The sequence below is a fragment of the Roseibium sp. RKSG952 genome (assembly GCF_009711355.1).
In genome coordinates this window covers 1-14,008 of the sequence record NZ_SMMF01000832.1, presented here as the reverse complement: position 1 = coordinate 14,008, position 14,008 = coordinate 1, and the positions used below count along the sequence as shown (strand labels likewise).

Annotated in this window: 11 protein-coding genes; 10 read left to right on the top strand and 1 reads right to left on the bottom strand. The window is 58.7% G+C overall.

Annotation, left to right across the window (positions count from 1 at the left end; translation table 11 throughout):
• Positions 1-939: magnesium-protoporphyrin IX monomethyl ester anaerobic oxidative cyclase (gene bchE / locus E1297_RS09210; RefSeq protein ID WP_155136975.1), on the bottom strand; the 939-nt coding region annotated here is incomplete at its 3' end.
• Positions 940-1,294: 355 nt separating this feature from the next.
• On the opposite strand from bchE, the gene E1297_RS09205 reads away from it, so the two are divergent.
• The 10 genes from E1297_RS09205 to E1297_RS09165 all read left to right on the top strand — a co-directional run.
• Complete coding sequence (locus tag E1297_RS09205; protein WP_155136972.1) at positions 1,295-2,539, top strand: sodium:proton antiporter; 1,245 nt, start codon at positions 1,295-1,297, stop codon at positions 2,537-2,539.
• Positions 2,540-2,592: 53 nt separating this feature from the next.
• Positions 2,593-4,218: a glutamate synthase-related protein gene (locus tag E1297_RS09200; protein ID WP_155136969.1), complete on the top strand. Its 1,626-nt coding sequence runs from the start codon at positions 2,593-2,595 to the stop codon at positions 4,216-4,218.
• 11 nt (positions 4,219-4,229) lie between these two features.
• The gene (locus tag E1297_RS09195; protein ID WP_155136966.1) at positions 4,230-6,215 is read left to right on the top strand and encodes a thiamine pyrophosphate-dependent enzyme; all 1,986 of its coding nucleotides are present in this window, start codon (positions 4,230-4,232) and stop codon (positions 6,213-6,215) included.
• 74 nt (positions 6,216-6,289) lie between these two features.
• A complete protein-coding gene (locus tag E1297_RS09190; protein ID WP_155136963.1) occupies positions 6,290-6,517 on the top strand; it encodes a hypothetical protein in 228 nt (75 codons plus the stop codon).
• Positions 6,514-6,672, top strand: a complete 159-nt coding sequence (locus E1297_RS49100) for a hypothetical protein (protein WP_196223254.1) — start codon at positions 6,514-6,516, stop codon at positions 6,670-6,672. The genes E1297_RS09190 and E1297_RS49100 overlap by 4 nt, the downstream gene beginning before the upstream one ends.
• Positions 6,669-7,745, top strand: coding sequence for a Rieske 2Fe-2S domain-containing protein (locus E1297_RS09185; RefSeq protein ID WP_155136960.1), 1,077 nt, complete (start codon positions 6,669-6,671; stop codon positions 7,743-7,745). Before E1297_RS49100 ends, E1297_RS09185 begins: the two co-directional genes overlap by 4 nt.
• A complete protein-coding gene (locus tag E1297_RS09180) occupies positions 7,742-8,494 on the top strand; it encodes a hypothetical protein (protein ID WP_155136957.1) in 753 nt (250 codons plus the stop codon). Before E1297_RS09185 ends, E1297_RS09180 begins: the two co-directional genes overlap by 4 nt.
• Positions 8,491-8,715, top strand: coding sequence for a hypothetical protein (locus E1297_RS09175; protein WP_209015717.1), 225 nt, complete (start codon positions 8,491-8,493; stop codon positions 8,713-8,715). The genes E1297_RS09180 and E1297_RS09175 overlap by 4 nt, the downstream gene beginning before the upstream one ends.
• Positions 8,716-9,190: 475 nt before the next feature.
• Positions 9,191-10,852: a PfaD family polyunsaturated fatty acid/polyketide biosynthesis protein gene (locus E1297_RS09170; RefSeq protein WP_155136954.1), complete on the top strand. Its 1,662-nt coding sequence runs from the start codon at positions 9,191-9,193 to the stop codon at positions 10,850-10,852.
• Positions 10,853-10,902: 50 nt separating this feature from the next.
• The coding region (locus E1297_RS09165) for a type I polyketide synthase (protein ID WP_155136951.1) at positions 10,903-14,008 on the top strand (3,106 nt) is incomplete at its 3' end.

Genomic DNA, 14,008 nt, shown 5'->3' with positions numbered 1-14,008 from the left:
GGCCCGCATCGAAAAACCTTCACCAAGGCTGACATGAACGAGGCCCGCCTTGCGGTAGAGCGGCAGCAGGTCCTTGTCGCGCATGATGTCGGTAACGCGCGTATTGATGCCCCATTTGATCTTGTCCGGCAGGCCGCGGGCGATGAGCTCTTCGCAGAATTCGATGAATTTCTTGCGGTTGATGGTCGGTTCCTCGTCGGCAAGGATGAAAAAGCCGACATCGTGCTCGCGGACCAGCGTCTCGATCTCGTCAACGACCTTTTGCGGATCCCGGACCCGGTAGTCGCGCCAGAATTTCCACTGCGAACAGAATGAGCAGGTGAACGGGCAGCCACGGGCAAGGTTCGGGATGGCCACCCGGGTGCCGAGTGGAATGTAGGTGTATTTCTCCCATTCCAGAATGCTCCAGTCCGGATCGATCGCGTCAAGATCCTTGACCGTCGAGGCTGCCTGTGTTGCCAGGATCTGGTCATCCTCGCGGAATGCAATCCCCTTGATCTTGTGGCGGTCCTGCGGCCAGCGGCCTTCGTCAATGGTCCGCATCAGGTCAATGGCGATCTCTTCGCCTTCCCCGCGCACGATGACGTCGATCCAGGGCGCTTCACTCAAGACCTGCTTGTACATGAAGGTCGCGTGAACCCCGCCCAGAACCCGGATCGCGTCGGGAACGGTCTCGCGCGCAATATCCAGTATGTGTTCGGCGGCATAGATGGACGGGGTGATCGAGGTTACGCCGACCACATCCGGCTTGATCTTTGCAATTCCTTGCCGGATGCCGTCATCATCCAGGTGGTTGGTCATGGCATCGAGAAAGTGGATGTCGGTAAAGCCCGCGTTTTTCAAGCTTCCCGACAAATAGGCGACCCAGGCAGGAGGCCAGTTGCCCGCTATTTCCGCTCCGCCGGAATGGTAGTTCGGGTGGATGAAAAGAATGCGCATGGCCGACCCTCCGATATGTCAATCTAAATTGACAGATTTTTTGGCAATTAAATTTGACATAAATCAATGGGCAAGCGCCCAAAGCGGAGGCCGGTGTGTATTGCAGGTTATTCGACGAACACAGGGATGTGATCGGGGGTGAAGGTAGCGAATTGCAAACGAGATATGGTTTGAAATGCCCTAGAGTTTGCCAAGTGTGATTTGAATCACGTTTTGAAGTATTTACGGTATTGTGAGTATCACCGAAGATGCACAAGCGTGTCATGCCGATATGATTTGAGAAACATATTTTAATCTGAGCAAATAGTGCTATCGATTGAGCAATGCGCGGTCCGGAGGAAAGGGGGCACTGCTTATGGCCACAGGTCTTTTATTGCTGGCAATGTTCACTGTCGCCTATACGTTGCTGGCAAAGCGGCTGTCGGCGACCATTCTGACAGCGCCGATCCTGTTTCTGGGCGCTGGCTATCTGATGGCCATGTCGGGGATGATGCCGGTTGCAGAGGCCGAACATCTGCTACACATCGTCGCCGAGCTTGCGTTGATCATTCTCCTGTTTCTCGATGCCGCGCAAATCAACCTGAAAGCCCTTCGGGACAGGCATGTCTGGCCGCTGCGCATGCTGGTCATCGGTTTGCCCTTGTCGATTGTGTTCGGGACAATCGCGGCAGCCCCTTTTCTTGGAGCCTATCCGCTCGTGGTGGCCATGCTGATTGCGGCGATCCTCGCTCCGACCGATGCCGCTCTCGGACAGGCGGTCGTTACCAACCCGGTGGTGCCGGAACGCGTTCGCCGCGCGTTGACGGTTGAAAGCGGTCTCAATGACGGGCTGGCCTTGCCCGCAATCCTGCTGTTCGCCAGCCTCACGGCCGAGATGATGCAAACCGATGCAACCAATTGGGCCTTGTTCGGTGCAAAGCAGCTTGTTTTCGGGCCGCTGGTGGGCGTCATCATCGGCTGGATCGGCGGGCGGGTGTTTCTGGCCGCAAAGCGCAGGCAAATGACCACCGTAACCATCGAAGGGATCGGTGCGATTGCGATGGCGGGTGGCGCTTACCTAGCTGCCGGCGAGATCGGCGGCAACGGTTTCATCGCTGCTTTTGTTGCGGGTCTGTTTTTCGGAAATGTGGTCAAGGGACAGTGCCCCTTCATCTACGAGTTCACCGAGAGCGAGGGCCAGATGCTGACCTGGGGCGCGTTTTTCCTGATTGGCCTCGCGCTGGTGCCGGAAGCATTAAACCATCTCGACACAACAACCCTTGCCATCATTCTGATCAGCCTGTTCGTGGTGCGTCCGCTCGCAATCTGGGTGTCGTTGATTGGCACGGATGCAGCGCCCTCGACCCGGCTCTTCTTTGGTTGGTTCGGGCCACGCGGGCTGGCAACTGCTCTGTTCGCCTTGCTGGTTGTGGACCAGATCGACCACGAGCTTGGAGAGACGGTCTTGATGCTGGCGACCAACGCGGTCTGGATCAGTGCCGTTTTGCACGGGGTATCGGCGGTGCCCGGCTCAAAATGGTTTGGCATGCACGTGGCGGCCCGGGACAAGCCGCCGGAGGCGCAACCCATGCCGGAGATGCGTACCGAAACCTTTCTATAGCCAGGCAGAACGGCCCGGACGGCCAGAGTTTTTTATGGAATTGAGGGGGGACTATGAAAGCGACCGAGGTAGCCAAGCTCAGTGAATTGCCGGACCGCACGCCGCACTATGCGTTTGTTGCCGATGTGGATCTGGTGGTGGTCCGGTTTGATGACGAGGTTTCCGTCTTTTATGGCCGGTGCCTGCATCGCGGGGCGCTGATGTCCGACGGCTTTGTCGATGGCGACAACCTGATTTGCGGTGTTCATTATTGGGACTACCGCCTTGATAGCGGCGTGTCGGAATACAACAACGCCGAAGCCCTCCCGAAATTTGCTTGCTGGACCGATGAGGACCGTGTCCTGGTCGATGCGGAAGAGATCGCCGCATGGGCGGTCGACAATCCTCAGCCTTTCGACCGCTCGGCTTATCTCGGCCTTTACGCCGACACCAGCCACGGCACGGAGGAAGAGCCCTACACCAAACTGATCCAGCAATATGCGAAGGACGGGCTCTCCAAGACCGGGCATCACGGCAAGGTCGATGCGATGGGCGTGCCACGGGGGCAGTTGCCGGATTGGGACGATATCCAGCTTCTGACCGCCCAGCTCGCCAGGTTTCCGCTGCTCGATGACGAGGAAATCGGCACGGATGTGGTGATCGGCCCGAATGCCCATAAGCCCTTGAAGCTGAAGATCCCGCTGTTTGTGTCCGACATGAGCTTCGGGGCCTTGTCGGAACCGGCCAAGGTGTCTCTGGCGCGCGGCGCGGAGCTTGCCGGGACCGGGATCTGTTCCGGGGAAGGGGGCATGCTGCCGGAGGAGCAGGAAGCCAATTCCCGTTACTTTTACGAGTTGGCCTCGGCCCGGTTCGGATTTTCATGGGGCAGGCTCGCGAAGGCGCAGGCCTTTCATTTCAAGGGCGGGCAAGGAGCGAAGACCGGTACGGGCGGTCATCTGCCGGGCTCAAAAGTGCAGGGCAAGATTGCCGAGGTCCGTGGCCTTCACGAAGGAGAGGACGCGATTTCCCCGCCCCGCTTTCCCGACTGGACCGACGCTGCCCAGCTGCGCGATTTCGCGGACGAGGTGAGGAGTCGCACCGGCGGCATTCCGGTCGGCTACAAGCTTTCTGCCCAGCACATAGAAAAGGACATCGACGTCGCGCTGGAGATTGGCGTCGACTATATCATTCTGGATGGACGGGGCGGCGGCACGGGGGCCGCACCAATCATTTTCCGGGACAATATTTCCGTTCCGACGATTCCGGCGCTCGCCCGCGCCCGCCGCCATCTGGACCGGGTGGGCCGTTCCGACGTGACCCTGATCATCACCGGCGGCTTGCGCAAGCCTGCCGATTTCGTCAAGGCGCTGGCGCTTGGGGCTGATGCCGTTGCCGTCTCCAACGCGGCGATGCAGGCGATTGGCTGCATCGCCATGCGCGCTTGCCACACCAACAATTGCCCGGTCGGCATCGCCACCCAGAAACCGCATCTGGTCAACCGGCTGGTGATCGAGAAATCCGCGCGCCAGCTTGCGAATTTTTTCGATGCGTCCGTGGAATTGATGCAGGTGATGGCCCGGGCCTGTGGGCACAGCCATCTTTCCGGGTTTTCGATCGAGGATCTGACCACCTGGAAGCGGGAGATGTCGGACCTGTCCGGCATTGCCTATGGCGGCGTTGCCTCACAAGGGCCGGTTTGAGGGGGACGATCATGGACGCAATCGACACGCAACATCTCGACTGGATTTCGGTCGGGCATGCCGGGGATTTGCCGGAAGGCCGGGTCAAGACGGTGACAGCGCGCACCACATCGCTGTGCCTGTCGCATTTTGATGGTCAATGGGCGGCGATGGACAATCATTGCCCGCATCAGGGCGGGCCTTTGGGCGAAGGCTCCATCGAAACGGGCACGGATGGCAAATGCTGGATACGCTGTCCGTGGCACGGCTGGGATTTTGACCCGATCACCGGTGCGCCTCCGGGCGGTCATGAGGATACCGGCCAAAAACTATATCCGCTCAAGATCGAGGACGGCGAGATATTTGTCGGTCTGGAACCGGAACCGGAGCATGTGCGCACCGTCACCGATGTCATGGCCGAAACCATGGTCAACTGGGGTGTCAAACGGGTTTTCGGCATGGTGGGCCATTCCAATCTCGGCCTCGCCGACGCCTTGCGCCTGCAAACCGCCAAGGGAACCCTTGGATATGTCGGGATCCGGCATGAGGGGGCGGCCGCCTTTGCCGCTTCCGCCTATGGCAAGCTCACGGGAAGCCCCGCTGCCTGTCTGGCCATCGCCGGACCCGGCGCCACCAATCTGCTGACAGGCCTGTGGGACGCGAAAGTGGACCGTGCCCCGGTTCTGGCGCTGACCGGACAGGTTCAAACCCAGGTGTTCGGTCCCGGCGCGTTTCAGGACATTGATCTCAAATCGGCCTTCGAGGCGGTCTCGCGGTTTTCGCAGGCGGTGCTGCCCTCATCCAACCATGCGGAGCTGATGTCGCTGGCGCTGAAAACCGCCATCGTCGAGCGGGATGTGGCCCATCTGGTGTTTCCGGACGACGTCCAGACCATCCCAAGCGATGCGGAGGCGCGTGGGCCGGAGGGACGGCTCGGGAGGATCGATATTGCGCCATCGGCGGAGGATCTCCGGCAATCTGCAGACATGATCAACAACGCAAAACGTCCGGTCGTGGTGCTGGGATATGGTGCAAGGGACGTGCGCGATCATGTGATCGCATTGGCCAGGAAGATCGGCGCACCCGTGCTGACCACCTTCAAGGGCAAGGGATTGATCCCTGATACACACTCCAATGCGGCGGGTGTTTTGGGGCGCTCGGGCACGCCGATTGCGAGCTGGTTCATGAACGAGGCGGATTTGATCATTTCCCTCGGCTCGTCCTTTTCCAATCACACGGGGATTGCGCCCTACAAGCCGATCTTACAGGTCGATTTCGAACGCATGCAGCTCGGCAAGTTCCATCCCGTGACATTGCCGGTCTGGAGCGAAATCGGCACCTTCTGCGATGCCGTGTTGCCGCATGTCGGCAAGGCACCGGAGGCTGCGGACCAGCTGTGCGAACTGGCCGAACGCTGGCAGATCTGGCGCGCGGAAAAAGAGCGGCGCCTGGCAGAGTTTCGCGGTCAGGGGCTTCACTCGGCATCTGTCTTCAAGGCCTTGACGGAACTGTGCCCGGACGACGCCATCCTGCCGGTTGATGTCGGCAACAACACCTATTCCTTCGGGCGCTATTTCGAACCGCGGGGCCAGCACATCCTCATGTCGGGTTATCTCGGATCGATCGGTTTCGGCCTTCCGGCCGCGATCGGAGCGTGGTGCGCGACACAGGATTTTGAAGCCCATCGCGGCCGAAAGGTGATTTCGATCTCCGGCGATGGCGGCTTTGGCCAATATGCGATGGAGTTCACCACGGCCGTCAAATACGGGATGAACATCACCCATATCCTTTTGAACAACGGCGAACTCGGCAAGATTTCGAAAGAGCAGAAGGCAGGTGAGTGGCCCGTGTGGGAGACAAGCCTCGCCAATCCGTCCTTTTCGGCATTTGCCCGGCTGTGCGGCGGGCATGGCAGCCGGGTGACCGATCCCGAGCAACTGCATGACGCCTTGTCGGATGCCTTTGCCCATGGGGGACCCTCGCTGGTCGAAGTCATGACCGATCCGGAACTGGTTTGAGAAATACGCGCAAGCCGTACCGTGACAGGGCGGGTTGTATCGGTTTAAGCTTGATCTCTCGACGGGAGGTTTGCATGGGGACAGGTGCACTTCTGATTGACATCGGCCGCTATTACTTGCTGGCCGGTCTGGTGGTCGCAGCTTTTTTTCTCGGGGTCGGGATAGACCGGGTCGACCCGTCCGCGCGCGGGGCGTTTGTTTTCCGCCCGTTGCTCATTCCCGGAATTTGCCTGCTTTGGCCCCTCGTTCTGATCCGGTGGTTTGTGCTGGAAAAACAGCGCCGGAATGGAGGCGCTTCATGAAACGCCCGCATCGCTCGGCCCACGCCCTGATCTGGTCAGTCCTTGCCTTTGCCTTGCCGCTTGCCCTGTTTCTCGTTCTGGCCTTGCGCCAGACGGTGCCGGTTGACCGGCCAGCGGTCCGGATCAGCGCCCCGGCGGGGGAGGTGGTGCAATGAGTGTTCAATACGCACCCGTCCTCTGGAACCGGAACAAGTATCTCTATGACGCCGTCCTTTTGATCGGCGTGATCCTGTATCTGTACTTATATATCCGCGTTGGCCCGAACTATCAGGATGTGACCCGCCCGATTGACGGGGCGACCTTGCGCATGCGGGCTTTCGGCAGCTGCGCCTTCCTGATGCTGACCGTGATCTTGTGCATTGGCCCGCTGGCGCGGCTCGACAGGCGGTTCTTGCCGCTTTTGTACAATCGCCGTCATTTCGGGGTGATGACCGCCGCCGTGGCCGCCGTCCACGCAAACTATGTGCTTGGCTGGTATTTCAACTTCAGCCCGACCGACAGGTATGCCGCGCTGCTGGCATCCAATACCAGTTACGGCCAGTTGATCGGTTTTCCCTTTGAAACGCTGGGCATTGCCGCCCTGATCATCCTGTTCGTGCTGGCCGCCACGAGCCATGATTTCTGGCTGAGCTTTCTGGGCGCACCGCTCTGGAAGGCGCTGCATATGTTCATCTATGCAGCCTATGCGCTTGTCGTCTTGCATGTGGCACTCGGTGCCTTGCAAGGACCGGACGATCCGATTTTCACAAGCGTTGTCGCCGCCAGTGTCGTGCTCGTGTGCGGGCTGCATTTTTCGGCAAGCCGCAGGGAGCGTAATGCGGACAAGGATCAGAAACCGCGCAAGCCTGACCTAATCGGATTGCAGCAGGACGGCTGGCTGGTGGTGGGCGAGGTTGACGAGATCGAGAATAACCGGGCGAGGATCGTCTCGGTGCCGGGTCATGACCGAGTTGCTGTCTGGCGCTACAAGGGAAAGCTCTCTGCCTTGAGCAATGCCTGCGCGCATCAGAATGGCCCTTTGGGCGAGGGGCGGGTCATCGACGGCGTCATCACTTGTCCATGGCACGGGCATCAGTATCAACTTGAGAACGGCCGGTCCCCGGCGCCGTTCACGGAGAAAATCGCCACCTACCAGCTGATGCTTCTCGGCTCCACCATCCTGCTTGATCCAACGCCCTTGCCAGCGGGCACCCATGTCGATCCTGTCGAGATCGGGGAGGCGTCATGAGACCGGACAAGGATCAGCCCTTTTTCATTGGGTATCTCGGTATTCCGAAGCAGTTGGTCGCCTTCCTGAGTGTGTTTGCCGTCTGCTTTCTTGTTGGTCTGGGGTTGGCGGCTCTCGCCTTGTCCTCGACCCAGAATGATCCTGGCGATGGCGGGTTCCAGTGGGGGGCGCCGTTCGAGCAGTCCGGCATTCTCGAACTGCAGCCCTATCCGGTGTTTCGCACGCCTGCCGCCGATGGAGCGCCGGCAAAGACCTATATGCTGTCGGGTCAGGGCAAGCGGGGGGTCTTCGATCAGGCCAACCGCCACAAGGGCCAGCCGGTGACGCTCAAGGGCGTGCCTGTGAGGCGCGGCGACCTGATGATGATCCAGGTCGGCAATGTGTCAGCAAGCGACAGCCCTGACGAAGGCTTCACGCCTGCGGCCCCCGCCTCCCTGGGGCGCTGGCGGCTGAGTGGCGAAATCTGTGACGGCAAGTGTTATGCGGGCGCGATGCGGCCGGGTAGCGGAATCGCGCACAAGGCCTGCGCCGATCTTTGCATCACAGGCGGTATCCCGCCGGTGTTTGTCTCTACAGGGCCGGTTGCAGGCCGCAACTTCTTTCTGATGACTGACAAGGACGGTCAGGTGCTTGGAGACCAGATCCGCGACCTGCTGGCGCTTTACATTGAAATCGAAGGCGAGGTCGAGCAGCTCGACGATCTGCTGGTGTTCAAGGCGGATTTTGACACGGCGAGGGTGTTGCGGTGAGCAATGACCAAAAACAATCTTGGCGTTCTTTGGTGGTGACGGTCTTGGTAACGCTCATCCTTGTGGTCGCCAGCTATTACGTCTGGACGGAAGCCAATGATCTGGCCCGCCGGTTTGCTGGCGGTACGATATGGACGGATCTGCGTTTCCTGGTCGGCCTGTTGGCAGTCTATGTGTTTTTAAGTTTGGCTGATCGCGCTTTCAATCTGTTGAAAAAATGACGTAGGGGTGGATTTGGTCTGGGTAAATCATTTTTAATATATTTGTGCTTGATTAGACAATGTTGGTGAAACTAATAATAAATAATCTGGAGTTAAGGGCTTGTGGTTCCTTGTAAGGAATCCGGAAACCAATTGGTAATTTGACCTGCTCTGTGAAACTAATTTTCTGGTTTGTTTGTTTTTTTTGAAACTGAGAATGGTTATAACGGGAACATATTGTAACTTATTGGTTAAACAACCTAATATCTATACCATTTATTGTTAGATCGTTTCATGGGAGGAAAGGGGCAATCATTTTGGTTTCATAGAATGTCTTTTCCAAATTAATTTGTTCCGTTTTAATAAATTTTGAGCTTTTACTTTTGGCGGATTCGTACGTGAATATGATTCTGTTTATTCCAATCAGTATTTGAAATTGCAAGGGCAATAAAGAAGTCTTCCGGCGATCGTCTGTATATCGCGAGAGGCTGTCTGCATGGATGCCCGGACTTCGGAATTATTGCTTCCCGAACATGAAGGCCTCGCCGGCGGCGACCGTCCTCCAGAACTGCGGCAGGAGCGTGACAAGCATCTGACCTTGTTGCAGTTGTGCCTCGACAGGTTTCGTGATGACGCGGTGATCGTGTCGGATGATCGCGGGCATCGATGGGCCGGACTTACCCAAAAGTCAGTCTCGAACCCCGACACAGGTCTAGAGAACAATGCGCGGGATGTCGTTGGTTCGCTGCCCGGCATCTTTCCGGAATGGCTGGGCAATCGTGACTTTGGCCAAGTGCTTGACTGCCGGTTTCCCTATGTTTGCGGCGAGATGGCCCGGGGCATAGCGTCCCCCGAAATGGTGATAGAGGCGGTCAAGGCCGGGTTTGCTGGGTTTTTCGGCAGCGCCGGTCTTCGCGTTCCTGTTGTGCGGGACGCAATCCTGAGCATTCGCGAGGCGGTCGGCGAAAACACAGCCTGGGGGATGAACCTGATCCATTCGCCGGACCGGCCCGAACGTGAAACCGAGCTGGTCGATCTGTTTCTTGCCGAAGGTGTGGCAAACGTCTCTGCCTCGGCATTCATGCGCCTGTCAAAAGATGTCGTACGCTTCTCCGCAGCGGGTCTTCATGTTTCCGGAACGGGCGGAATCGTTAGAAAAACACGGGTTTTTGCAAAGATTTCGAGACCCGAGGTCGCTTCGGCATTTCTCTTGCCGCCTCCTGAAAAGATGCTTGCCGCCTTGGTGCAGGATGGTGCGATTACCGAACAACAGGCGGAGTTGCAGCGGCGGCTGCCGGTTGCCGAATTCATCACGGTGGAAGCGGACTCCGGCGGGCACACGGACGGGCGGCCATTAGGCGCGCTTTTCCCGGCGATCAGGGAAACACTCGACAGGGCGGTCGAACGTTACGGCTATGACCGACCGGTCTTCCTCGGTGCTGCAGGAGGGATCGGCACACCGGCTGCGGTCGCTTCGGCCTTTGCAATCGGGGCAGATTATGTGCTGACCGGTTCCATCAATCAGGCTTCGGTGGAAGCAAATCTCTCCGACGACGCCAAGGCCATGCTCTGCGAAGCAGATGTTGCCGACATTGCCCTCGCGCCTGCCGCTGACATGTTCGAAATAGGTGCGAAGGTTCAGGTCCTGAAAAAAGGCACCCTGTTTGCGACCACCGGCCAGCGTCTGGATGCGCTTTACCGGCGATACCAAAGCCTTGATGAACTGCCCGCAAGGGACCGCGAGTGGGTCGAGAAAAAGGTTTTGCGCCAGCCCTTCGATGCGGCCTGGGCGGAAACCCGCGCCTACCATGCCCGCAACAAGCCGGATCTGGTTGCCCGCGCCGACACCAATGACAAGCTCAAACTGGCCTTGGTCTTCAAGCGTTTCCTGTTCCTGGGATCACAATGGGCGCGGGACGGTAACGCTGACAGGCGTCTGGACTATCAGGTCTGGTGTGGCCCGGCCATGGGCGCTTTCAACACTTGGGCGCATGGCACGTTTCTGGCTGAAGCGCAAAACCGGACTGTCCGCCAGATCGGATTGAACCTGCTTGAAGGTGCTACCCGCATTACGAGAGCGCAGCAACTCAGAAGCTGTGGCGTTGCGGTTCCTGCGCACATGATGACGTTCCGGCCCGTCCGGCTGGAACTTGGATAAACAACGGACCCGAGTGTCCAAATGGTTTCAAGATTGGCTGGGGTAGTCAAATGACATTGAATAAAGCACCGATTGCAATTGTTGGTCTTGGAACCATGTTCGCCGGGCGGGGCACGACCTCCGGCTTCTGGCGGGACATTGTCGAGGGCGCCGATACGACCAGCGACATACCGGACAGCCATTTTCTGACCCGGGATTTTTACAATCCGGATCCGTCTGTGCCCGACAAGGTGTATGTCCGGCGCGGCGCGTTCATACCGCATTTTTCGTTTGATCCGGTCAAATTCGGCACGCCGCCGCAAGTTGTCGAGACCACTGACACGGTGCAGCTGATTGCGCTTTATGTGGCGCAGCGCGTGCTGGAGCGGGCGCAGAAAGGGACGGTGGGCAAGGTCGACCCCAAGCGCACCAGCGTCATTTTGGGCGTGGCGGCCGGGACCGAGCTGATCGGTGACATGGCCAGCAGGCTGAACCGTCCGGTCTGGATCCAGGCCATGCTGGAACATGGCCTTGCACAAGGCGATGCAGAGCAGATCGCTGACCGGATTGTTTCCAACTACACCGACTGGCGGGAAAGCACGTTTCCCGGCCTGTTGGGGAACGTCGTGGCCGGGCGGATCGCCAACAGGTTCAATCTTGGGGGTACCAATTTCACGGCCGATGCGGCGTGTGCGAGTTCGCTTGCCGCCGTCCGTCACGCGGTTCAGGAGCTGTGGCTTGGAGAGTCCGACATGGTGCTCGCCGGTGGCGCCGATGCTCTGAACAACATTTTCATGTACATGTGTTTTTCGAAAACCCCGGCAATGTCGGAGACCGGGTCCTGCCGGCCGTTTTCGGCCGATTGTGATGGCACCTTGATGGGCGAGGGATGCGGTATTCTTGCGCTGCGCCGCCTGGAAGATGCCGAGCGGGACGGTAATGAAATCCATGCCGTGTTGCGTGGCATCGGGGCAAGCTCCGACGGTCGCGGAACCAGCATTTACGCGCCGAAATCGGACGGTCAGGCGCTTGCGATCACACGCGCCTATGACGAAGCGGGGTATACGCCGCGCACGGTCGAACTCATGGAGGCGCATGGGACCGGCACACGGGTCGGTGACGCCGTCGAATTTGCAGGATTGCAGAGCGTCTTTCAGCCCGCAGCACCCACGGACCGGAACTGGTGCGCTCTGGGCTCCGTCAAATCGCAAATCGGGCACACCAAGTCTGCAGCCGGCGCGGCAAGCTTGTCGAAGATGGTGAATGCGCTGCATCACAAGGTTTTGCCGCCGACGATCAATATCGGGACCCCGAACCCCAAACTGAATATTGCCAATTCGGCCTTCTATCTGAGCGAACAGGCCCGGCCCTGGGTCCGCGGAAACGACTTTCCAAGGAGGGCATCGGTCAGTTCCTTCGGATTTGGCGGGAGTAACTTCCACGTGACCCTGGAGGAATATCGTGGCGAAGGGGTGAAGCCGCCGCGTTTGCGTATTCTGCCCAATGAACTGTTTCTGTTCAGTGGTGACACCGTTTCCGAGATTTGCACCAAGATCGAGGAAACCCTGGATCTGTGCGAAAGTGAAGATGCCCTGGCCTTCAATGCCTGGGAAAGCCAGGAAGCCTTTGAGTATTCCGCATCTCACCGCGGCTATCTGGTTGCCGGTTCTGTTAAGGATTTGCGCGCGAAAGCAGACAAAATACAGCGAGCCGCCAACAAGGGAGTTCCGCTGTCTGTGGAGGGGCTTGGCTATGAAAGCCGGGCGGCCGATCGGGGCAAAACGGCTTTCGTTTTCGCAGGCCAAGGCAGTCAATACATCGGTATGGGCGCGCAACTCGCGTTGCATTTCGACAAGGCGCGCAAGGCCTGGGACCGGGCAGCCGATTACGCGAGCCTCGGGTCCGCAGACCTCCATCGGATCGCGTTTCCCCCTCCCGCTTTCGATGACGACGCACGGAAGCGGCAATTTGCCTTGCTGACGCAGACGCAGAACGCGCAGCCGGCCATCACCCTTGTTGGAATGGCGCAGCTTTCCTTATTGAAAGAACTCGGCATCGAGGCCGATTGCATGGCGGGCCATAGTGTCGGCGAGATCATGGCCCTGCATGCGGCCGGCGCGCTTACAGAAGAAGCAGCTCTGAAACTGGCGCGGGATCGTGGCATCGCATGTGCCATGGCGGCCAAGCAATCGGGCGGACGGATGATCGCCGTCTTTGCCAAGGAAGTCACCGTCTCGAACACGCTGGCCCAGCTGCCGGGCAAGGTGTACCTCGCAAACCTGAACACCCCTGACCAGTTTGTGCTTGCAGGCTCGGAGCATGACACTCTGGAAGCACAAGCGGCATTCGAGGCAAAGGGGATCAAGGTCGTTCCGCTCAATGTCAGTGCCGCGTTTCATTCTCCACTCGTTGAAGCGGCTTATGCGCCATTGAAAGAGGCGATCCTCGAGAGCGGGCTGAAGGCGCCGACAGTGCCGGTCTACTCCAATCTGATGGCGGGCACCTACCCACGGGCCGATGATGAAACGCAGAACATTCTCGCCCGTCATCTGACCAGTCCGGTGCGGTTCTTTGCCATGATCGAGACCATGTACCGTGACGGTGTGAGAACCTTTGTCGAGGTTGGACCTTCGGATACCTGCGGCAGGTTTATCAAGGCGGTGCTCGGAAAGCGCCCTCATACGGTGGTGTCGCTGGACAATGCGAAGACAGGAGGCGTTGCCGCACTTCACAATGCCATAGGCGGGCTTTGTATCGCCGGATACCGGGTAAATCTGGCTTCCCTTTGGGAGGAAGCTCCGGCCGAAGAGCCAATGCCCAAGCCGAAAAAACATGAACTTCAGCTCAACGGGGCAAATTACAACAAGCCCTATCCTGCAAAGGCAAGGGTGTTTCAGGATGACGAACTGGCCGGCCGGCGGACACTGGATCAACTGAATTCCGAAGTGGCCGGTTTGACGGCAAAACTGGCCGAACTGTCGGTCAGAAACGACGCGGCTGTGTATCAAGGTGCGAAAGAAACGGCTGAACTGGCGGAAGCAGGAGTTCAGAATGAACAACCTCGGGCCGCACCTGGCAGGATTGCAGCACAACCCAACGTCACTGAAACAGTGCTGGCGATCGTTGCGGACAAAACCGGCTATCCGGTGGACATGCTGGATATGGACATGGATCTGG